At 33.6% G+C, this 22,969-nt stretch carries 23 protein-coding genes and 1 other annotated feature; of the genes, 8 read left to right on the forward strand and 15 right to left on the reverse strand.

Annotated features, from left to right (window positions below; translation table 11 throughout):
- The 3 genes from LQ675_RS13040 to LQ675_RS13050 are packed head-to-tail and all read left to right on the forward strand — an operon-like array spanning position 1 to position 2,458.
- On the forward strand, positions 1-1,224 hold the full coding sequence (locus LQ675_RS13040) for a tyrosine-type recombinase/integrase (protein ID WP_239728016.1): 1,224 nt from the start codon (positions 1-3) through the stop codon (positions 1,222-1,224).
- A 17-nt stretch (positions 1,225-1,241) separates the two neighbouring features.
- On the forward strand, positions 1,242-1,940 hold the full coding sequence (locus LQ675_RS13045; protein ID WP_239728018.1) for a DUF3800 domain-containing protein: 699 nt from the start codon (positions 1,242-1,244) through the stop codon (positions 1,938-1,940).
- A gap of 35 nt (positions 1,941-1,975) precedes the next feature.
- On the forward strand, positions 1,976-2,458 hold the full coding sequence (locus tag LQ675_RS13050) for a hypothetical protein (protein ID WP_239732949.1): 483 nt from the start codon (positions 1,976-1,978) through the stop codon (positions 2,456-2,458).
- Positions 2,459-2,686: 228 nt separating this feature from the next.
- Here the strand turns inward: LQ675_RS13050 and rpsR are convergent, their stop codons facing one another.
- The 7 genes from rpsR to LQ675_RS13085 all read right to left on the reverse strand — a co-directional run bounded on the left by rpsR (position 2,687) and on the right by LQ675_RS13085 (position 7,066).
- Positions 2,687-2,929, reverse strand: a complete 243-nt coding sequence (rpsR, locus tag LQ675_RS13055; RefSeq protein WP_025906198.1) for a 30S ribosomal protein S18 — start codon at positions 2,927-2,929, stop codon at positions 2,687-2,689.
- Between the two features lie 59 nt (positions 2,930-2,988).
- Positions 2,989-3,516, reverse strand: a complete 528-nt coding sequence (gene ssb, locus LQ675_RS13060; RefSeq protein ID WP_025906200.1) for a single-stranded DNA-binding protein — start codon at positions 3,514-3,516, stop codon at positions 2,989-2,991.
- 27 nt (positions 3,517-3,543) lie between these two features.
- Complete coding sequence (gene rpsF, locus LQ675_RS13065) at positions 3,544-3,837, reverse strand: 30S ribosomal protein S6 (RefSeq protein ID WP_025906202.1); 294 nt, start codon at positions 3,835-3,837, stop codon at positions 3,544-3,546.
- Between the two features lie 171 nt (positions 3,838-4,008).
- Positions 4,009-5,109 (reverse strand): redox-regulated ATPase YchF, encoded by a 1,101-nt coding sequence (gene ychF, locus LQ675_RS13070; RefSeq protein ID WP_058590728.1) that lies wholly within the window; start codon positions 5,107-5,109, stop codon positions 4,009-4,011.
- 3 nt (positions 5,110-5,112) lie between these two features.
- Positions 5,113-5,310: a DUF951 domain-containing protein gene (locus LQ675_RS13075; protein WP_025906204.1), complete on the reverse strand. Its 198-nt coding sequence runs from the start codon at positions 5,308-5,310 to the stop codon at positions 5,113-5,115.
- A gap of 23 nt (positions 5,311-5,333) precedes the next feature.
- On the reverse strand, positions 5,334-6,218 hold the full coding sequence (locus tag LQ675_RS13080) for a mechanosensitive ion channel family protein (RefSeq protein WP_025906205.1): 885 nt from the start codon (positions 6,216-6,218) through the stop codon (positions 5,334-5,336).
- Between the two features lie 11 nt (positions 6,219-6,229).
- Entirely contained in the window at positions 6,230-7,066 is an 837-nt protein-coding gene (locus LQ675_RS13085) for a ParB/RepB/Spo0J family partition protein (protein WP_107603082.1), read from the reverse strand.
- Between the two features lie 180 nt (positions 7,067-7,246).
- Positions 7,247-7,557 (forward strand) — a binding site (T-box leader).
- A gap of 71 nt (positions 7,558-7,628) precedes the next feature.
- Here LQ675_RS13085 and LQ675_RS13090 point away from each other — a divergent pair.
- From LQ675_RS13090 to LQ675_RS13110, 5 genes are read left to right on the forward strand one after another with little or no spacing between them, the layout of a single operon-like run.
- The gene (locus LQ675_RS13090) at positions 7,629-8,735 is read left to right on the forward strand and encodes a PLP-dependent transferase (RefSeq protein WP_078354857.1); all 1,107 of its coding nucleotides are present in this window, start codon (positions 7,629-7,631) and stop codon (positions 8,733-8,735) included.
- Positions 8,732-9,904 (forward strand): cystathionine beta-lyase MetC, encoded by a 1,173-nt coding sequence (metC, locus tag LQ675_RS13095; RefSeq protein WP_048542905.1) that lies wholly within the window; start codon positions 8,732-8,734, stop codon positions 9,902-9,904. Before LQ675_RS13090 ends, metC begins: the two co-directional genes overlap by 4 nt.
- Positions 9,861-11,699 carry a bifunctional homocysteine S-methyltransferase/methylenetetrahydrofolate reductase gene (locus tag LQ675_RS13100; RefSeq protein WP_078354856.1) on the forward strand — a complete coding sequence of 613 codons (1,839 nt, stop codon included), beginning with the start codon at positions 9,861-9,863 and terminating at the stop codon, positions 11,697-11,699. The genes metC and LQ675_RS13100 overlap by 44 nt, the downstream gene beginning before the upstream one ends.
- A complete protein-coding gene (metE, locus tag LQ675_RS13105) occupies positions 11,693-13,942 on the forward strand; it encodes a 5-methyltetrahydropteroyltriglutamate--homocysteine S-methyltransferase (RefSeq protein WP_106417464.1) in 2,250 nt (749 codons plus the stop codon). Before LQ675_RS13100 ends, metE begins: the two co-directional genes overlap by 7 nt.
- A 16-nt stretch (positions 13,943-13,958) precedes the next feature.
- On the forward strand, positions 13,959-14,702 hold the full coding sequence (locus LQ675_RS13110) for a cyclase family protein (protein WP_058590722.1): 744 nt from the start codon (positions 13,959-13,961) through the stop codon (positions 14,700-14,702).
- Positions 14,703-14,812: 110 nt separating this feature from the next.
- Here the strand turns inward: LQ675_RS13110 and LQ675_RS13115 are convergent, their stop codons facing one another.
- The 8 genes from LQ675_RS13115 to rpmH all read right to left on the reverse strand — a co-directional run bounded on the left by LQ675_RS13115 (position 14,813) and on the right by rpmH (position 22,807).
- Entirely contained in the window at positions 14,813-16,267 is a 1,455-nt protein-coding gene (locus LQ675_RS13115) for a carbon starvation CstA family protein (RefSeq protein WP_048542897.1), read from the reverse strand.
- Positions 16,268-16,416: 149 nt separating this feature from the next.
- Positions 16,417-17,256: a nucleoid occlusion protein gene (gene noc / locus LQ675_RS13120; RefSeq protein WP_048542895.1), complete on the reverse strand. Its 840-nt coding sequence runs from the start codon at positions 17,254-17,256 to the stop codon at positions 16,417-16,419.
- Positions 17,257-17,296: 40 nt separating this feature from the next.
- On the reverse strand, positions 17,297-18,016 hold the full coding sequence (gene rsmG, locus LQ675_RS13125; RefSeq protein ID WP_107603083.1) for a 16S rRNA (guanine(527)-N(7))-methyltransferase RsmG: 720 nt from the start codon (positions 18,014-18,016) through the stop codon (positions 17,297-17,299).
- A gap of 1 nt (position 18,017) precedes the next feature.
- The gene (mnmG, locus tag LQ675_RS13130; RefSeq protein WP_048542892.1) at positions 18,018-19,892 is read right to left on the reverse strand and encodes a tRNA uridine-5-carboxymethylaminomethyl(34) synthesis enzyme MnmG; all 1,875 of its coding nucleotides are present in this window, start codon (positions 19,890-19,892) and stop codon (positions 18,018-18,020) included.
- Between the two features lie 15 nt (positions 19,893-19,907).
- Positions 19,908-21,287, reverse strand: coding sequence for a tRNA uridine-5-carboxymethylaminomethyl(34) synthesis GTPase MnmE (gene mnmE, locus LQ675_RS13135; RefSeq protein WP_239728031.1), 1,380 nt, complete (start codon positions 21,285-21,287; stop codon positions 19,908-19,910).
- A 113-nt stretch (positions 21,288-21,400) separates the two neighbouring features.
- Positions 21,401-22,198, reverse strand: coding sequence for an RNA-binding cell elongation regulator Jag/EloR (gene jag / locus LQ675_RS13140; RefSeq protein WP_107603084.1), 798 nt, complete (start codon positions 22,196-22,198; stop codon positions 21,401-21,403).
- 29 nt (positions 22,199-22,227) lie between these two features.
- Entirely contained in the window at positions 22,228-22,572 is a 345-nt protein-coding gene (rnpA, locus tag LQ675_RS13145; protein ID WP_025906220.1) for a ribonuclease P protein component, read from the reverse strand.
- A 97-nt stretch (positions 22,573-22,669) separates the two neighbouring features.
- Positions 22,670-22,807 (reverse strand): 50S ribosomal protein L34, encoded by a 138-nt coding sequence (rpmH, locus tag LQ675_RS13150; protein ID WP_016999186.1) that lies wholly within the window; start codon positions 22,805-22,807, stop codon positions 22,670-22,672.
- Positions 22,808-22,969: the final 162 nt, after the last annotated feature.

A 22,969-nucleotide genomic window follows, 5' to 3' on the forward strand; every position in this document is an offset into this window, starting at 1 on the left:
ATGTGGTATGAAGAATTTACTAACAAATACGATGTTGTGCAGTACCGCTTCTATGAAAAGTATAAAGATCCATTAACAGAAAAATGGAAGCGTGTAAGTGTAGTAATGAATAGGAATGGCAAACAATCACAGAAAGAGGCACAGAAGCGGTTAAATGAGCGTATTCAAGAGAAGTTGAATGACAAGACACCAAGCACATTAAAAACATTAAGATTTCACCAGGCGTGTGATGAGTGGCTAAATCATTACAAAAAGCATTCTGGTTCTAAAGAAACCACTATAAAAGAGAAGCAAAGCAATATCCGTACAGTTAAGAAAGCTATTAAATCAGATGTACTCATTTCTAAAATTACTCATACTTATTTGCAAGGAATAGTCGATAACTGGTCTAAAAGTGGTACTATGGGACGTTCTCATGTACAAGCTTTAATGATTGGGATACGTTCAGTGTTTAAATACATTGATAAGTATTATGGCCAATTGGAACTCTCACTATTAGATAGAGTAGATATACCCAAAAAAGCAATTACTAGAGACGAATTACAAGCTAAAAGAGAGAATTATTTAGAGGATAATGAACTTAAAGAGTTACTAGAATGTTTTGATTACCTAATTAAGAGTAAAAAGCATTCTGGTCGTAAACGTAATTATGCAATGGTTAAATCAATAGTTGAATTTCAAGTTAATAATGGTATGCGCATAGGTGAATTGTTGGCCATTAAAACAGAGAATATAGATATTGAGGGTAAAACATTATTAATTGACGGAACCATTGTATGGAAAAAAGATAATGAAACAGGTGCATTTGGAGTAAAAGAAACAACTAAAACATCAGCAAGTTATAGAACGATCGGTTTAACTTCTCAAAGCATTAAGTTATTAAAATCAATCATACTTGATAACAAGAAAGAAAATCAGTGGAACGACAAGTTTATTGATAGAGGATATATATTCACTAATACTGCTGGTAGTCCAATAGACCTCAATAAGGTTAATAACATTATTGCTGAAGCGGTTGAAATCAGTTCTATTAGTAAACGTATAACTACTCATACATTAAGACACACTCATATATCTACATTGGCACAATTAGGAATAAACTTAAAAGCCATTCAAGGTAGAGTAGGACATAGCGATTATAAGACAACACTAGCCATATATACCCACGTTACAGATAAAATGGCTCAAGATATGATGAATAAATTAGAAGCGTTTAGCAGATAATAAGGAGGAGAAAATTTATGATTAACATGTATTGTGACGAGAGTTGTCATTTGGAGAACGATAAAATCAATACAATGATACTTGGTGCATTAACTGTGCCGGAATTTGCAAAAGAAAGTGTCTATGAACATATAAAACTTTTAAAAAAAGATATGAACATATCAAAACATAGAGAAATTAAATGGACGAAAGTTTCAATGGGTGAAATAGATTATTATAAAAGATTAATAGATTTTTTCTTTGATAACGAACTTTTAACTTTTAGAGCAGTAGTGTTACCAGATAAATCTCTACTCAATCATGACGCATTTGAAAGAACACATGATGATTTTTATTATATTATGTATTATTACTTAATAAGGAAATATATGAATACTAAAGAAAGTATTTCTGTATATATAGATATAAAAGACACACAAAGCAGTGAAAAAGTAAGAAAACTCCATCAAATTTTAGGTTATTATGGGAGAAAAAATAATTCTAAAGAAATAAAAAAGATACAGCACATCAGATCACATGAAAACTCTATATTACAATTAGCTGACCTTCTAATTGGAGCTGTAGGATATAAAAACAGAGGGTTAAAAACAAGTAAAGGAAAATTAGAATTAGTAAATTATATTGAACGTAAATTTCAAACTTCTCTATCTAGGACATCTCAATTTAGTGAAGAGAAGTTGAATATCTTTATTTTAGATAGTATAAAAGAAGTTTGACTATTAATTGTAAAGCATGTGAAGGATTAATTGAAATGTCCCAATTCAACCATAATTATCATGCTTACATGGACTATCTATATGTTGAAATATTTAAAAAGTATTTATATAATAATAAAGTTTATTATAATGGTAAACCCATCGCATTAAAGAAATATCCAATAGAATGTGACAGAGAATATACTTTTTTCCATTTAACAACTGTTTCAGACAAAAAAGGTATACCTTTTACTGATAGAGAACCAGACCTTAGAAGATGCGAAAGGTTACATTGGATAAAACCTGCAATAGAAACAAATCATTTAGATTTGTGTTATATGGATTGCTTCATACCTTACACAGATAACAAAAAAGGAAAATATCCAAGAGTTAAGTTTTTTAACGAATTAGATAGATACCTAATAGTATTAGAAGATAGAGGAAGTTATTATCTACTTATAACTGCATTTTATATTGAACAAGAATACTATCTTAAAGGTATTATAAAAGAAAAAGACAAAGCAAAAAACGCCCCATAGAGTTGGGACGTTTTCGTAGTCTCCTTCTACAACATGGTAGATGAGTCATTAGTATTATACCCTGTTACTCCATATATATGCAATAATTTTAAAAATTTTTTCTTAGGATTATGTATATGAGTCATCTTTACTCATATGTTGCCCTTTTTCTGCCCTTTCCCCTATATATCCAAATACAAAAATAACCCTTTAGCCTGATTGCTAAAGGGTTTTGCTATACGTTATATATTATTGTTCCTCTTTAACGTATGGTAATAAAGCCATGTGACGTGAACGTTTGATAGCTACAGTAAGCATACGTTGGTATTTTGCTGAAGTACCTGTTACACGACGTGGTAAGATTTTACCTCTTTCTGAGATAAACTTTTTAAGTAAATCTGTATCTTTGTAGTCGATATGTGTAATACCGTTTGCTGTGAAGTAACAAACTTTTTTACGACGACGACCACCTCTTCTTGGTCCACCTGCCATGATTGTGTTCCTCCCTTCTCGTTAAATGTTTATCAATTTATATTCGTTTCAATCAACTATTAGAACGGCAAATCATCATCACTGATATCAATTGGGCCATTAGCGTTTGCAAATGGATTACTTGATTGTTGATTATTTGACTGTTGATTTGAAGGTGCTTTTTGTCCTTGTTGTTGGTTACCACCAAAGTCTTGTCCATAATTTTGGAATTCGTTATTATTTTGGTTATATGATTGATTATCATTACCAGATTGACGTTGGTTTGCGCCTTTTGGTTCAAGGAATTGAACACTGTCACAAACAACTTCAGTTACATAAACACGACGACCTTCTTGGTTCTCGTAGCTACGAGATTGTAGACGACCTTCAACTCCTGCCAGACTACCTTTAGATAAGTAATTGTTTACATTCTCTGCGGGACGTCTAAATACAACACAGTTGATAAAGTCAGCTTCTCTTTCACCTTGCTGATTCGTATAAGTACGATTAATAGCTAAAGTAAAAGTAGCAACTTGAACGCCTGAGGGTGTTACTCTGTATTCCGGATCTTTAGTTAATCGACCGACTAATACAACACGATTAATCATTTAATCTCCCCCATTTTATAAGTTAAATTATTTTTCTTCTTCGCGTACTACGATGTGACGAATGATATCATCAGAGATTTTTGCTAAACGATCAAATTCACTGATAGCTTCGTCATTTTCAGACTTAACTCTAACGATGTTGTAGAAACCTTCTGTGAAGTCTTGGATTTCATAAGCTAAACGACGTTTACCCCAATCCTTTTCTTCGATGATTTCTGAACCGTTTGAAGATAAGATTCCTTTAAAACGCTCAACGACAGCTTTTCTAGCTTCGTCTTCGATATTTGGACGTACTACGTACATTACTTCATATGTTCTCATCAATTTACACCTCCTTGTGGTCTATGCGGCCTAATAACTCAGTATTAAGCAAGGAATAATTTTCATTACTCACAATCAAGAATTATAGCATAGAGTATTACTTTTTACAATCTTTTTCTCAATGATATCACAGAAAAAGCCAATAGTGCATAAACACTACTGGCCTTTATCTTACACATTAAATCTAAAGTGTACAACGTCTCCGTCTTTCATTAGGTATTCTTTACCTTCTAATCTTACTTTACCCGCTTCTTTAGCACCGTTCATACCGTTATTTGCTAATAAATCGTCATAACTTACGGTTTCTGCTCTTATGAAGCCTCTTTCGAAGTCTGTATGGATGATTCCTGCACATTGTGGTGCTGTCATGCCTTCTTTAAATGTCCATGCTCTTACTTCTTGTTCACCTGCTGTAAAGTATGTTGCTAATCCTAATAAGTTATATGATGCGCGGATTAATTTGTCTAATCCTGCTTCTTCTACGCCTAAATCTTCTAAGAACATTTCGCGGTCTTCGTCATCTAATGTTGCTAATTCTTCTTCGATTTTTGCTGAAATAACGATAACTTGTGAACCTTCGTTACTTGCGTATTCTTCGATTTTTTGTACGTATTCGTTATCTTCTGGACTTGCTACTTCATCTTCTGCTACGTTTGCTACATATAACATTGGTTTAGAAGTAAGTAAGCTTAAATGTTTCACGATTGCTTTTTCTTCTGGTGTGAATTCTAAACTTCTTACTGGGTTATTGTTTTCTAATGTTTCTTTAATTTTTGCTAATACTTTTTCTTCAACCACGGCATCTTTATCTTTTTGTTTTGCCATTTTTGCTACTCTTTCATAGCGTTTTTCTACTGATTCTAAGTCAGCTAATACTAATTCCATATTAATAACTTCAATATCATCGATTGGATCTACTTTTCCTGATACGTGCGTTACATTTTCATCAACAAATGCACGTACGACTTGGCAAATCGCATCTACTTCACGGATATGTGATAAGAATTTATTTCCTAATCCTTCACCTTTAGATGCACCTTTAACGATACCTGCAATATCTGTAAATTCGAATGCTGTTGGTACAGTTTTCTTAGGTTTTACTAATTTCGTTAATTCTTGTAAACGGTGGTCTGGTACTTCTACAATCCCTACGTTAGGGTCGATTGTTGCGAAAGGATAGTTCGCTGCAAGTGCTCCTGCTTTCGTAATTGCGTTAAATAATGTTGATTTACCTACGTTTGGTAATCCTACTATGCCAGCTGTTAATGCCATATTTTATTCACCTTGTCCTTTTACTAATATTTTTTTAATTTTTTTATTAAACTCTTGTCTTGGTAGCATAATACTACGAGAACATTCTTCACATTTTATTCTAACATCTGCACCGAGCCTTATAATTTTAAATCTATTATACCCACATGCGTGTTGTTTTTTCATTTCAACGATATCATTTAACTCATATGATTTGATCATATTTTTGCCTCCCGATTAGATGATTATTGAATGTTATTTGGATTATAAGAAACCATTGTTGGAATTGGCGCTTGAATACCTTCTTTATCGAAGAAAGATTTCACTTCTCTTCTTAAGATTCTTGCACCTGATGCATGTTCATTTGGTTCTGTTTCACCTGCTATTTTAATCGTTGCTTCCCCTGCCGTCACAGTTTCTACACCTAAAATTTCAGGATCTTTAATGAATATTTCATATCTTTCTTTAACTGTTGGTAAAAATTCATTTAACTTACTTTCAACTTCATCTAAATCTTCTTTAATAGATACAGGGATTTCTACGATAGCCATACCGTTATGAATTGAGAAGTTTACAATCTCATTCATTGTACCATTAGGAAGTATTGTTAAATCACCAGCAAATGATAATATTCTTGTAGATCTCATTCCTATTGATTGTACAGTACCTTCCGCAACAGTGGTACCTGTTGTATTAATTTTTACATAATCGCCAACATCAAATTGATTTTCGAAAATAATAAAAAAGCCCGTAATGACATCTTTCACTAAAGTTTGTGCGCCGAAACCAATTGCTAACCCTACAACACCGGCACCAGCAATAATACTTTCAACTCTTATGCCTAAATTGCTTAAAATCGTTGTCGCAACTATAAACCATACGACATAAGAAATAACATTTTGTAGTAAGTTAACCATTGTTTTAGCACGCTTGTTAGACTTCCCTACCCTCTTAGTTCCGTATTTCGTTGTAAAGAATTTCTCTACGACTTTATGAAGCACTTTAATAATGACGTAAGCTAATACAATGTAGAATATGCCGATTAATATTTGTTCTATCCACTTCTGCCAATTTTCTGGATCCATAAATGGGTCTATCAATTTATGGATGATGTTCATAATCTTATTCACTTTTACACCTCTTATTCTTCTAACAATAATTCTAATATTCTCTTATATTCATCTTCAGAATTAAATTCAAGAGAAATTTTACCTACTTTTTTAGTCTTAGAAATATCAATATTCGTTCCAAACTTTTCTTTTAATTGATATTCATGTTTAACTAAGAAATTAGGTTTCGGTTGTTTGGATTTCTTTTTCTTGTCTTGGCCATGAGCATTTAACTGTTTAATATATTCTTCTAATGCTCTAACACTCATATGTTCTTTTACAACTTTTTTAGCCACTTGATCTAATTGATGTTTCTTATCTAAACCAAGTAATGTTCTACCATGTGCACTTGATATTTTTTCTTCGTTGATTAATTTTTTTACACTTGGTGGTAAGTTGAGCAACCTTAAGACATTTGCAATGTATGATCTTGATTTCCCTAATCTATATGCTACGTCTTGTTGTTTTAAGTTCAGTTCTTCCATCATCGTCGCATAACTTTTTGCTTCTTCTAGAGGTTTTAAATTTTCACGTTGAAGATTCTCTATAATAGCAAGTTCTAACATTTCTTCATCGGTTAAATTTTTAATGATTGCCGGTACTGAATCTTTGTTAGCTAATTGACTTGCTCTAAATCTTCTTTCACCTACTACGATGTCGTAACCTTTTATCGTTTCTCTTACGACGATAGGTTGCAACACACCATGCTGTGAAATAGACTGAGTTAAATCTCTCAAAGCTTCTTCATCAAAATAATCTCTCGGTTGATACGGATTCCTTCTTAATTTTTCTAAAGGAAGTTCAACAATTTTATCATGACTATGGTTATAAGAAATCTTATCTGTTAATGCTTGATTTCTTTCTTTCATTTCATCACCACGTTATTTATTCTCGTATGTTTCACGTAAAACATCCAAATTAGATTATAACAATTTTGAAAGGGATATGCACAAAAGAAAAGTTGAGCGATAAATTAAAATATTCAGAAAAGTTGTTGACAAAAAAATATACGCATAGTATTGTGTAATATATCAACAACGAAAACAAATAAAATCACGATAAAAAGGAAAGTAAATCTTACACTGCAATCATCAGAGAGTTCCCATTTGCTGAAAGGGGACATTGAAAGAAAGATTGAAAATGGCCTTGGAGTGGTGGCATCGATATTGAGGTGTCAACGGGATCGCCCGTTATAGCGATACAGTATTAAAGTCTCTTTAGCGATGATGGCGTACTGGAATTTGTTCACCAATTTTACTGCCATTATATCTTCTTGTAAGAGACTCGTACTTATAGAGGTAATGTCAGTAATGTCATTGCGAACAAAGGTGGTACCGCGAGCTAAGCTTTCGTCCTTTACATCCGATTTATTTCGGGTTTAAAGGACGGAAGCTTTTTTTATTTTTAAATTCATTAGGGAGGAAGGCTATTATGAAATCTACTCAACTCGCTCAAATTTCATTAACTAAAGACCATACTGGGGCTACTACAAACCCAATTTATCTTTCTACAGCCTATCAACATGAAAAATTAGGTTGTTCGACTGGTTTTGATTATACAAGAACAAAAAATCCAACTCGCTCAAACTTTGAAGATGCATTTGCCAAACTTGAAGGTGGTAAATACTCATTTGCAACATCAAGTGGTATGGCTAGTATCCAATTAGTTTGTAACTTATTTAAACCAAATGATGAAATCTTAGTGTCATTCGACTTATATGGTGGCACATTTAGATTATTTGAATTTTATGAAAAACAATACAACATCAAATTTAAGTACATAGACTTTTCAAATATTGATGAAGTAAACGCATCTATTAACGAACATACACGTGCATTCTTTATTGAACCCATTTCAAATCCGTTAATGTTCTCAGTAGATTTAAATCCTTTATATGAAATTGCACAAGCAAGAAATATATTAACGATTATAGATAACACGTTCTTAACACCATACTTATCAACACCTTTAAAAGACGGTGCTGACATCGTCTTACATTCTGCTACAAAGTACATAAGTGGTCATAATGATGTGTTAGCTGGCATTGTCACTGTAGCAGATGACTACTTAGGTGAAGTGCTTGGCCAATTTCATAATATGATCGGTGCAACACTTTCACCATTCGATAGTTATTTATTACTGAGAGGCTTAAAGACATTACATTTACGACTTGACCGTTCTACTGAAAATGCTCAAAAGTTAGCACATTCACTACAATCTGTTGAAAGCATTGATGAAGTCCTTTACTCAGGTCAAACCGGAATGTTAAGTATCCGTTTAAACAATGCATATAGCGTTGATAGCTTCTTACAAAATATTAAATTATGTATATTTGCTGAAAGTCTTGGCGGTACTGAAACATTTATCACTTTCCCATATACACAAACACATGTAGATATGGCAGATGAAGAAAAAGATAAACGCGGTATTGATGAATATTTACTCCGTTTATCTATTGGAATAGAAGATTACGAAGATATTTACGAAGACATACTACAAGCCTTAAAAAATTCAAGAAAAGAAGGAGTGTCAATATGAGCTATTCAAAAGAAACGTCTTTAATATTGGATTCCACTAGAGGTAACGAGCACTTATCAAGCAATCAACCATTATACTATTCATCGACTTACCATCAAGAAACTTTAGGGGGCAATCAAGAATTTGACTATGCACGCAGTGGTAACCCTAATAGAAAGTTACTTGAAGAAAAGTTAGCAGATTTAGAAGGCGGTAATTACGGATTTGCATTTAGTTCAGGAATTGCTGCAATAACAGCTGTCTTCTTAACATTGAAACCAGGAGACCACGTGATTCTTCCAGATGATGTTTACGGCGGAACGTTCAGACTAACTGAACAAATTCTTAAGAAATTTGAAATAGAATTTACAACTGTCGATCAAACAGACTTACAAAATATCAAAGAAGCTGTTCAAGATAATACGAAATTGATCTATGTTGAAACACCTTCTAACCCACTCTTTAAAGTGACAGATATTGATGGAGTTAGCCAAATTGCACGTAAACACGACGCACTATTAGCTGTCGATAATACATTTATGACACCGTTAGGACAATCACCATTGAAACTAGGTGCTGACATCGTCGTTCATTCAGCTACAAAATTCTTAGGTGGTCACAGTGACCTCATAGCTGGAGCAGTAGTCGTGAATGACCCAGAACTTAAAAATGAAATTTACCTTATTCAAAATGGTACAGGTTCAGGATTAAGTGTTTATGATTCTTGGACACTTGCTAAGCATTTAAAGACATTACCAATTAGATTTAAACAATCTGTTTATAACACAGAACAAATTTATAGATATTTAATCGATAATGAAGCAATTGAAACAGTCTATTATCCAATCACAAATGACACACATTTAAGACAAGCTAAAAATGGCGGTGCCGTGCTCGGATTCAGACTTAAAGATGAATCAAAAGCACAAGCATTTGTTGACCATCTTAATATCCCACTTGTATCTGTAAGCTTAGGTGGTGTAGAAACGATTCTTTCTCACCCAGCTACAATGAGTCACGCAGCCATCCCTGAAGAAGTGAGAGCTAAACGTGGTATCACTAACGGATTATTTAGATTGTCAGTCGGCTTAGAAGATGTCAAAGAATTGATTACAGATATCGATTGGGCATTAAAGGAGGCTACATATGAGTCTAAAAGAAGCGTTAAAGAACCAAATTTTATTAGCTGACGGAGCAATTGGAACCATCCTCTACTCTGAAGGATTGGATACTTGCCCAGAAAGTTATAATTTGACACATCCTAACAAGATAGAACAAATTCACCGTTCATATATTGAAGCTGGTGCAGATATTATTCAAACAAACACGTACGGTGCAAATTTTGAGAAGCTTCAAGATTTTAATTTAGAACATCGCGTAAAAGAAATTCATCGAGAAGCTGTTCAAATCGCTAAAAGAGCGAGCAACGACCATACGTTTATTCTAGGTACGGTAGGCGGTTTTCGTAATATCAAAAAGAGTAACTTATCAATTGAAGCTATTCAATATCACACAGAGATTCAAATTGAAACACTTGTTAATGAAGGTGTAGATGGTATTTTATTTGAAACATACTACGATTTAGAAGAATTACTTGCTGTCTTAAAAGATACAAAAGCAAGATACGACATTCCGATTATTGCTCAACTAACAGCTAGTAATACAAATTATTTGAGAAATGGCACACCTATACCAGATGCATTAAAAACATTAGTAAACGCCGGTGCAGATGTCGTTGGTTTAAATTGTCATCACGGTCCATACCATATGATTAAGACATTTAAACATATTGACTTACCTGATCATGCTTACCTTTCATGTTATCCAAATGCAAGTTTACTGGATTTAGAAGACAACGACTTGAAATACAATAACAACTCAGATTACTTTTCAGATGCAGCTAAAGAGCTCGTTAACCAAGGCGTCAGATTAATAGGTGGATGTTGTGGTACTACACCGGAACATATTAAAAAAATAAAGAATGTCGTCAAAGATTTAAAGCCTATCAAGCATAAAAATGTTATACCAATCGAAACAAAACAGTACAAAAAGCAAAATAAAGAAGAACCTAGTATTAAAGAGCTTGTTCAACAAAGACCAACCGTTATTGTTGAATTAGACACACCTAAACATTTAGATACGAATAAATTTTTCGATGGGATACAAGCCCTTGAAGATACAGGTGTAGATGCGGTCACGCTTGCTGATAATTCATTAGCGAGTGTAAGAATTTCTAACATTGCCGCAGCAAGTGTCATTAAACAAAAATATAAAATTAGACCACTCGTACACTTAGCTTGCCGTGATAGAAACTTAATCGGCTTGCAATCTCACCTAATGGGCCTTTCATTACTTGGTATTAATGACATCTTAACGATTACGGGCGACCCTTCTAAAGTGGGTAACTTCCCTGGCGCAACAAGTGTATTCGACGTTAATTCTAGCGGATTAGCTGAAATTATTACTCAGTTTAATCAAGGTATAAACGCCGATGGAGACACATTGAGAAGCAATACGAACTTCTCTGTTGCAGGTGCATTCAATCCAAATGTAAGACGACTAGAGCCAGCAGTCAAAAGATTAGAAAAAAAGATTGAATCTGGAATGGAATACTTTATTACACAACCGATTTATGAACCTGAAAGAGTTAAAGAAATATATGAAGCAACTAAACATATAGAAGCGCCGATTTTCATTGGTATTATGCCAATTACGAATTACAATAACGCACTCTTCTTACACAACGAAGTACCTGGTATTAAACTATCAGATACGGTGCTAAACGCCTTTGAAAAAGTCAAAGATGACAGAGATGCAACAAGAGAGCTCAGTATTAATTTGAGTAAACAATTGATTGATGCAGTACACCAATATTTTAATGGCTTGTACTTAGTTACACCATTTTTAAAATATGATTTAACAGTTGAATTAGCAAATTATTCACAACTAAAAACTGGAACAAAAACCAAGGAGGCAATATTATGACAATTAAAACATCAAATTTAGGATTCCCAAGACTAGGTAAGAAAAGAGAATGGAAAAAAGCCATCGAAAGTTACTGGGCTAAAAAAATAGATAAAGCCGAATTAGATCAAACGTTGCAGGATTTACACAAAGAAATTTTAACAATTCAGAAAGACCATCATGTTGATCATATCCCTACTGGTGATTTCTCACTATATGACCACGTGTTAGATACATCATTACTATTTAACATTATTCCAGAACGTTTCCAAGGACGTCCTGTAGATGACGATTTATTATTCGATATTGCACGTGGTAACAAAGATCATGTTGCAAGTGCGTTAATCAAATGGTTCAACACAAACTACCACTACATCGTACCTGAATGGGACAACGTGTCACCTCAATTAAATAACAATGTGTTACTTGAGAAATTCAACTTTTCTAAAGAAGTTGGTGTAACATCTCATCCAGTTATTCTTGGACCTGTTACATACGTAGCATTATCTAAAGGTGGCGACCAAAGTTTCGACGAAAAAGTAAGAACACTTTTACCATTATATAAAGAAGTATTCGAGCAATTAACTAATGCTGGCGCTGAATACATCCAAGTAGATGAGCCAATTCTAGTAACAGACGGTGCAGCTGATCTTCAAGATATTACTAAAGAAGCATATGAATTCTTTAACGAAGCGGCACCTGCTGCGAAACTTGTCTTACAAACATATTTCGAACGCGTAGATTTAAACTTTGTTGGTCAACTACCAGTCTATGGTTTCGGTTTAGATTTTGTACATGACAATGGCTTTAACTTACAACAAATCAAAGATGGCTTATTCCCTAAAGAAAAAGCTTTATTCGCTGGTATCGTTGATGGTAGAAATGTTTGGTCAACTAATATTGAAGAGAAGAAAGCTTTAATCGAAACATTACAATCTTATACAGATGAATTAGTTATTCAACCATCTTCTTCATTATTACATGTACCAGTTACTTTAGAAGAAGAAACATTAGACGACTCAGTTCGTGAAGGTTTAAGCTTTGCGACTGAAAAATTAGACGAACTATATGCTTTAAAACAATTATTTAACGAAAATGATGACACTTTATATAACGAATTAAAAGCGCAATATGAACGCTTTGAAAGTCAATCATTCAAACAACTAGAATATGACTATGATTCAGTTAAATCAGAACGTACAACACCATTTAAAGAAAGAAAAGTCTTACAAGATCAAGTATTAAATTTACCAGACTTACCAACAACAACGATTGGTTCATTCCCTCAATCAAGAGAAGTACGTAAATACCGTGCTGATTGGAAAAACAATCGTATTTCAGATGAAAAATACGAAGAATTCGTACAAAATGAAATTAAACGTTGGATTGAAATTCAAGAAGAAATTGGATTAGACGTATTAGTACACGGTGAATTTGAACGTAATGACATGGTTGAATTCTTCGGTGAAAAGCTAAACGGATTCTTAGTAACTAAGTTTGGTTGGGTTCAATCATATGGTTCTCGTGCCGTTAAGCCACCAATCATTTACGGAGATGTTAAATGGACAGCACCATTAACAGTTAAAGAGACATTATATGCTCAAAGTTTAACTGACAAACCTGTTAAAGGTATGCTTACAGGTCCAGTTACAATCTTAAACTGGTCATTCGAACGTGTGGATATCCCACGTAGCGAAGTTCAAGATCAAATCGCATTAGCCATTAATGAAGAAGTTCTAGCACTTGAAGAAGCGGGTATTAAAGTCATCCAAGTAGACGAACCTGCATTGCGCGAAGGCTTACCTTTACGTTCTGAATACCATGAAGATTATTTAAATAAAGCTGTACATTCATTCAGATTATCAACTTCTTCAGTACAAGATTCAACACAAATTCATACACATATGTGCTACTCACAATTTGGTCAAATCATCCATGCGATCAAATCATTAGATGCTGATGTTATCTCAATCGAAACTTCAAGAAGTCATGGTGACTTAATCAAAGATTTTGAAGATATCACATATGACTTAGGTATCGGTTTAGGTGTATATGATATTCATAGCCCTCGTATACCTACAGAAGAAGAAATTACAGTTGCAATCGATAGAGCACTTCAAGAAATTGACCGTTCTCTATTCTGGGTAAACCCTGATTGCGGATTGAAGACAAGACAAGAAGAAGAAGTAAAACAAGCTTTAACTGTATTAGTAAATTCAGTAGAAAAATTACGTCAAGACAATACAGTTAAACAACCTAACTAATAAATGAGGTGATGTTATGTCATATCCATTATGGAGCTCGCTAAATCAACTGAAAGAATATAAATGGGTAGATTTAACGCATACATTTGATTCAGAATCTCCACATTTTTCAGCTTTTGAAAATGCAGAAACAAAAACATTATATAAAGTTAAAGATGACGGTTTCTTTGCCCAATCATGGCAATTTCCTACACAATATGGCACGCATATAGATGCACCTATACATTTTGTAGAACATAAACGATATTTACATGAACTCGGTTTACAAGAAACAGTCTTACCTTTAATCGTGTTAGATTTCTCAAAAGAAGTAGCCCAAGATTCAGATTTCAGACTAACTAAAGAACACATTCTTCAATGGGAATCTGAAAATGGACCAATTGAAAGTGGAACGTTTGTCGCATTTAGAAGTGACTGGTCAAAGAAATGGCCAGATAAAGAGCAATTTGAGAACAAAGACAATGATGGTCATGAACATCTCCCAGGATGGTCATTAGACGCACTTAAATACTTGTTTGAAGAGAGAAAGATCAAGTCAATCGGACATGAAACATTTGATACTGATGCTTCAGTAGACATCCGTAAAAATAATGACATTGTCGGTGAACGATACGTACTTGGTTTAGATACTTTTCAAATAGAACTGTTAACCGGATTAGACGAACTACCAACTCGTGGTTCAGTTATATTAGCCATTAGCCCTAAACCTAAAAATGCACCCGGATTCCCTGTCCGCGCATTTGCTATTACCCCTAAATAATAGCACTGCCATATGATATTTTTGAGCGAGTATCGTATGGCAGACTACCTTCCCTATATTAAATATATAAAAAGCACCTTTCGATGGAGATCGAAAGGTGCTTTTACTGTTTAATATTTAGATACGGGTGATCCACCGATTTGATAATCTATTTCTATCGCATTTTCACTATTTTTACGATATAAATAATAGAAATACATAGACCATAAAATCGTCAAACCAGCTGACAACCAATAACTAAGTGATAAATCCATCCCAAATCCAATTGGTTGGCTTAATATATACGTGAATATATTCCATGTCATAAATAAAGCAGGTATTAAAGCGACATAGAAATTCTTTTTAGATAGTAATAAATACATAGCGCCTATCCATAGAGCGATAACAGCTGTTGTTTGGTTTGCCCATGAGAAGTATCTCCAAAGTATTGTGAAGTCTACTCTCGTTAAAATAAAACTAATAACAAACATAGGTATCGCAATTGCGAAGCGATTCATTACTTTTTTCTGACCGAAATTAAAATAATCAGCTAAAATCATTCTCGCACTTCTAAACGAAGTATCACCACTTGTTATTGGTAATACAATAACACCTAGAATCGCTAATGTTCCAAATACAGAACCTAATAACATAGTAGAAGCCTCACTCACTACAAGCGCCGCTTCACCTTTCGCTAACACTTCTTGTAGACCACCATAGCCACCAAATAAACTCATAGCAGCCGCAGCCCAAATCATCGCAATAATACCTTCAGCAATCATCATACCGTAGAATATTTTACGACCATTTTTCTCATTATTCGTCGTTCTAGAAATAATCGGTGATTGTGTCGCATGGAAACCAGATAAAGCACCACAAGTAATCGTAAAGAATAATAAAGGAAAAATTGGCGCCGAATCAGGATGCATATTTTTCAAAGTTAGTTCCGGAATTTCTGCACCAGTCATAATTAATCGTACAAAGATTCCTACTGCAGAAATCATCAAGATGAAACCAAATATCGGATAAACTTTACCAATAATTTTGTCGATAGGTAGCACTGTTGATAAGAAATAATATAAGAAAATAACAAAAATAATAATACCTAAAGCCACTCTACCATCCATTAAAGAATGTAATAGTAATGCCGGACTCGTAACAAATACCGTACCTGTTAATAACAATAGTAATAGTGTAAAGACGTTTACGAGATGTCTCATCACATTACCTAAGAACTTACCAGCTAATTCAGGTAAATGAGCCCCCTTATTACGGATAGAAATCATACCTGTTAAATAATCATGAACAGCACCAGCAAATATAGACCCTAATACAATCCAAATAAAAGCAACTGGTCCATATAAAGCACCCATAATCGGTCCAAATATCGGTCCAACCCCTGCAATATTTAACAATTGAATCAATGAGTTCTTATTTGTCGACATCGGAACAAAATCAATATTATCCCTTTGATCATGAGCAGGCGTCGGACGTTCATCCTTAACACCAAACATTTTTTCAATATACTTGCCATATGTAAAATAACCTATAACTAATAAAACGATAGAAACTAAAAATGTAATCATTAAAATCCCCCTTTTAAATGAAAACGTTTACATAAAAGTATAAATGACTTTTTTACAAATAACAATAATATATCGGAAATTTACAGAAATTCTATATGTAAACATAAAAAAGAGTTTGGGATATTATATAATGTCCCAAACTTTATATATTATTTCTTCTTATAAACTTTAATCGTAATTTCATAGAAGTCTTTATGTTCTTCATCAATTCGCTTGATTTTAATACCCTCTTTTTCAACATTTTTAATGCTTTGTCCGAGTGAATCAAGTGCTTCTGTGATGTCTTGTTCGAATTGAAATTGTTTTGCTTTTACTTTTTCAGAGCCGCGTATTTTCTTAACGCGATCTTCTGTTTGTTTAACGTTTAAGTTCTGAGATTGTATGGATGTTAAGACTTCTTGCTGCCCTTCATCATCTAAACCTAACAATGCTCTTGCATGTCTTTCTGTTATTTCACCTTTTTGTAATGAAATAATAATAGGTTCTGATAATTTGAGCAGTCTTAATTTATTGGCTATAAATGATTGGCTCTTACCCATACTAACTGCTAAATCATGTTGTGTAATATCTTCTAAATCCAGCAATTTCTTATAGGCTTCCGCTTCTTCTATAGCTGATAAATTTTCTCTTTGTATATTTTCAATTAGTGCAACGGCTGCTGTTTCTTTGTCATTTAATGGTTTAATTATAACTTCAGTTTCTGGTAAATCGTTATATTTCATTGCACGAAATCTTCGCTCACCTGCTATGATTTCATACATACCTTCTTCAATTGGACGAACAACAATAGGTTGTAATAATCCATGTTCTTTTATAGATTGTGCGAGTTCTTTAATTTTAGATTCATCGAATACTTTTCTCGGTTGATAACGGTTTGGCACTATTCTTTCTGTTGATATGACTGCCACATTACCTTCAGCTCGTGCTTCTTCTATGTGTTCTAATTCTTTGTCTTTAAGTCCAAATAATTTAGAAAAAGGCTTTTTCATCTCAATATACCTACTTTCGTTCATACATATTTCCCAGGAATTATTTTGTTAAAGGTTCTTTGTTTGGTGTTCCTGGCTTTCTTGGATACTTCTTAGGTGTTTGTCTTAATTTATCTATCGTAATGATCTGTCTCATACTTTCTTCAAGAGGTAGCGTAAATTCATTTACTGTTTTTACTTCTCCACCTAAGACAGAAATTGCAAATTGTGCATCTTCTAACTCTTCATTACCTTGTGAGCCTTTTAATGCTACAAATTGACCGCCCTTTTTCACTAAAGGTAGACATAATTCACTTAATACAGATAATCGTGCTACTGCTCTTGCAGTTACAAGATCAAAGCTTTCTCGGTACTGTTGTGATTTACCGAATGTTTCTGCTCTATCATGTACAAAGTTTACTTTATCTAAGTCTAATGATGCAGCTAATTCATTTAAAAATTTAATTCTTTTATTTAATGAATCTACTATCGTAATTTGCAAGTGTGGATATACGATTTTTAAAGGGATACTCGGAAATCCAGCGCCTGCCCCTACATCACAAATCGTTTCAATTTCATTAAAATCTATATAAAAGCTTGGTGTCACTGAATCAAAGAAGTGTTTCAAGTACACTTCTTCTTTTTCAGTAACTGCTGTTAAGTTAATTTTTTCGTTCCACTCTACTAACATCTCAAAGTATGTTTCAAATTGACTAATTTGTTTATCTGATAATGTTATACCTGATTCTTTTAACGTATCAATAAAAGTTTGTTCATTCATGTTAGTTCACCTTCTGAATTTTACCTTGTTCAATGTACACAAGTAAAATCGAAATATCTGCAGGGTTTACACCTGAAATACGAGAAGCTTGTGCAATATCAAGTGGCTTAACTTCTTTAAGTTTTTGACGTGCTTCAGTCGCTAAACTATTGATTGCATCATAATCGATATTTTCAGGAATTTTTTTATCTTCCATACGTTTCATTTTTTCAACTTGTGCTAATGATTTTTGGATATAACCTTCGTATTTCGTTTGAATTTCTACTTGTTCTTGTACGTCTTCATCTACTGGTGAAGTTTCTTGTAAGATTTCCATAATAGCTGCGTAATCCATTTCTGGTCTACGTAATAGATCTAAAGCTAATATACCGTCTTTAAGCGCTGTTCCACCGCGACTTTCGATAACACTTTGTGTATGTGCATTCGGTTTAATACGAATACCTCTTAATCTTTCTTGTTCAGCTGAAATTGCTTCACGTTTTTGATTAAATTTAGCGTAACGTTCTTCAGAAATCATACCAATTTCATAACCGATATCTGTCAGTCTTAAGTCTGCATTATCATGTCTTAATAATAGACGATGTTCTGCTCTAGAAGTTAATAAACGGTATGGTTCGTTCGTACCTTTTGTAACTAAATCATCAATTAACACACCGATATAAGCATCTGAACGACGTAATATAACGTCTTCTTTACCTAATACTTTACCAGCAGCGTTGATACCTGCCATTAAACCTTGTCCTGCCGCTTCTTCATATCCTGAAGTACCATTAATTTGACCCGCAGTAAATAAGTTTGTAACGACTTTCGTTTCCAGTGTTGGCCATAATTGTGTTGGCACAATTGCATCATATTCAATTGCGTAACCGGCACGCATCATGTCTGCTTTTTCAAGTCCTGGAATTGTTTCTAACATTTTACGTTGAACATGTTCAGGTAAACTTGTTGATAGACCTTGTACGTATACTTCTTGTGTCTTACGTCCTTCTGGCTCTAAGAACAATTGGTGTCTTGGTTTATCATTGAATCTAACAAATTTATCTTCAATTGAAGGACAATATCTTGGACCTGTACCTTTAATCATACCTGAGTACATAGCAGATAAATGTAAATTATCGTCGATAACTTTATGCGTTTGTTCATTTGTATATGTTAACCAACAAGGTAATTGATCTAAAATGTATTCTGTCGTTTCATAACTGAACGCACGTCCTACTTCATCACCTGGTTGAATTTCTGTTTTGCTGTAATCTATTGTATTACCATTAACACGTGGAGGCGTACCAGTCTTGAATCTCACGATATCAAAGCCTAATTCTTTCAAGTGTTCAGCTAATTTAATAGATGGCATTTGGTGGTTTGGTCCACTTGAATATTTCAAGTTACCTAAAATAATTTCACCACGTAAAAATGTACCTGTCGTTAATACAACAGCATCCGCTTCATAAGTTGAGCCGATAACCATTTCTACACCTTTAACTTTATTATCTTCTATAATTAAACGTTCAACCATACCTTGCATAATATCAAGATTTGGTTCATCTTCAATCACACGTTTCATTTCTTCTTGATACAATACTTTATCTGCTTGTGCACGTAATGCTCTTACAGCTGGACCTTTACCAGTGTTTAACATACGCATTTGAATGTGTGTCTTATCGATTGTCTTAGCCATTTGACCACCAAGCGCATCGATTTCTCTTACAACAATTCCTTTAGCTGGACCACCAACTGATGGATTACATGGCATAAATGCTACACTATCAAGGTTAATTGTAAGCATTAGTGTTTTTGCACCACGTCTTGCAGAAGCTAAACCAGCTTCCACACCTGCATGTCCAGCGCCGACAACAATAACGTCATATTTTTGTGTCAAAATTTTTCCTCCTTTTTATTTTCCGAGACAGAATTGACTAAACAGTTGGTCAATTAGTGAATCACTTGCTTCTTCACCAATTACTTCACCGAGCAATTCCCAAGTTTTGATTAAATCTATTTGTACGATATCTATAGGTACACCGTCTTCAGCAGATTGAATTGCATCATTTATAGATGTCTTAGCGTCTTTTAATAATGCTATATGTCTTGAATTTGAGACATATGTCATATCTTGTGCTTGTACTTGTCCACCAAAGAATAACTCTGAAATCTTCTGTTCAAGTTCTTCAATACCTTGTTGTTCAACCATAGAAGTTTGAACTAAAGGATGGTCACCTATCATTGCTTTTAATTCATCAATATCTAACTTCTGTTCTAAGTCCATTTTGTTTATAATCACAATCACATCTTCATCTTTAATGACATCAAATAGCTGATAGTCATTTTCCGTTAATGCTTCATTATAATTAAGAACAAATAAAATTAAATCTGCTTCTGATAAAGCTTTTCTTGATCTTTCTACACCTATTTTTTCTACGATGTCTTCTGTTTCACGAATACCTGCAGTATCCACTAATCTTAATGGTACACCACGAACATTGACGTATTCTTCTAATACATCTCTTGTTGTACCAGCTACTTCAGTAACAATCGCTTTATTATCTTGAATCAAGTTGTTAAGCATAGAACTTTTACCTACGTTTGGTTTCCCAACAATGACTGTTGATAGACCTTCGCGCATAATTTTACCTTGCTGGCCTGTTCTTAATAATTGATCGATTTCATTTTCAATATGCCTTGATTCTTTTAATAAGAATTTAGTCGTAGCTTCTTCTACGTCATCGTATTCAGGATAATCAATATTCACTTCTACTTGAGCAAGTATTTCTAATATGGACTGTCTTAAGCCTTTAATAAGACTACTTAGACGTCCTTCCATCTGACCTAAGGCTACCTTCGATGCGCGTTCCGTCTTAGAACGGATGAAATCCATAACCGCTTCTGCTTGAGACAAGTCAATACGTCCGTGTAAGAATGCTCGTTTCGTAAACTCACCTGGTTCTGCTATTCTAGCACCATTAGATAACGTTAACTCAAGTACACGATTAACTGTTACTAAACCACCATGACAATTTATTTCAACGATGTCTTCTCTCGTAAAAGTCTTTGGTGCTTTCATAACAGCAACCATGACTTCTTCTACGACTTCATCAGTCTCAGGATCAATAATATGACCATAATTAATTGTATGTGATGCCACTTCAGTAATTTGTTTCTTACCTTTATATATACGATTAGCAATATTTAAGGCATCCGGACCACTTAATCGTACGATTGCTATTGCACCTTCACCCATAGGCGTTGAGATACTTGTAATTGTATCTAAATCCATGATATTCTCCTCCACCATTAATAACTATTCTATTGATTGTAAATGGTTTTGTAATATTTTTCGAATATATTGTTCGAAAAAATGCGGAGCGAGATGACTCACTCCGACTATTTTTATTTATTCTTAATGACTAAATATCGATGTGGTTCTCTTCCTTCAGAGTATGTTTCGATATTTTCAATTTTACTGACTGCTTGATGCATAATTTTACGTTCAAAGTTTGGCATTGGTTCTAATTTAACCGGTCTCTTTGTCTGAGTTGCTTTCTTAGCCATATTAAGCGCCAATTTTTCTAACGTTTCTTTACGCTTTTCTCGATATGATTCGATATCTAATATAAGCGTATAATAACCTTTAACAAATTGATGCATATAATTTTGACCTACTATTTGTAAGGCGTTTAAAATTTGACCACGCTTACCTATTATATAAGCAGCATTGTTGGAAGTCATATTAATATAAATTGTATTAGACTTAATTTCATATGAACCATCTACATCAATATCCATTTCTCTTATGATATTAAGTACATAATCTAAAGTGTTTTGTGCCACTTCATTTAATGAATCTTTTTTCTGATTGCGATTTTCACGTATGCCTGTTTCTGACTGAATATCTTTTTCTTCTATTATTGTGTCTTCTTGATGTGTCACTTCATCTATTAATGGGCTATCGTCCTCTTCGACCGACTCGTGACGATTTTTTAATGCTTCAATTGATTCAAACTGTTTAAGTTCTGGATCGATTACAGTTAGTTCAATTTGTGCATCTTGTTTCATAAATCCAAAAATACCTTTTTTACCTTCATTAATAACATCAATTCTTACTTGTTGTTCTTGAACATTCAAATCTTCTAAACCTTGTTGTAGTGCTTGTTCTACTGATTGTCCTTCATAGCGCGATTTAAGCATGCTGCAACCTCCTAGTAATATATCAATACTTAGGGAATACGTTTATTAAAAACTTTAGCAATCTTCAATACATGCTCTAGACTCTTCTGTGTTTCAATGACTTTTAAATCAACAGCTTGGTTTCGAGCGATAACAATGATGTCTTTAGGAATAATATTTTCTTTATGATTCTTAAAACATTCTCTAATGGACCTTTTAATTCTATTTCTTGTAACAGCATTACCCATTTTCTTTGAAACACTTATACCTAATCTAAAGTGATCAAGATCATTTTCAGCTGTGTAAATAACAAATTGTCTATTAGCGACTGACTTACCTTTTTTATAAATTCTTTGAAAATCATTATTTTTCTTAATTCGATAAGCCTTTTCCACAAACATCCACTCCACAATACATCACTTAATTATTGTTTATTATACAAAACAATTCCTTCAATTAAAACAAAAAAAAGACCACTGCTCTTCAGTGATCTTAAGCTGATAATACTTTTCTACCTTTACGACGACGGCGAGCTAATACTTTACGGCCGTTTTTAGAACTCATGCGTGCACGGAAACCGTGTACTTTACTATGTTTACGTTTATTTGGTTGATACGTACGTTTTACCATTTAAGAACACCTCCATTAATTATTCTTAACATCTAATTCTACATTAGATTATCATTTGTATGATATTCATTTATATATATCAGAAGATTAGTTTCAAAATTATTTATACCATACGTGTGATTTGTCACAATTTCAATAACTACTAAACTATAACAAATCAGA

Source organism: Mammaliicoccus sp. D-M19, from assembly GCF_022386695.1.
Taxonomy (GTDB): Bacteria; Bacillota; Bacilli; order Staphylococcales; family Staphylococcaceae; genus Mammaliicoccus; species Mammaliicoccus sciuri.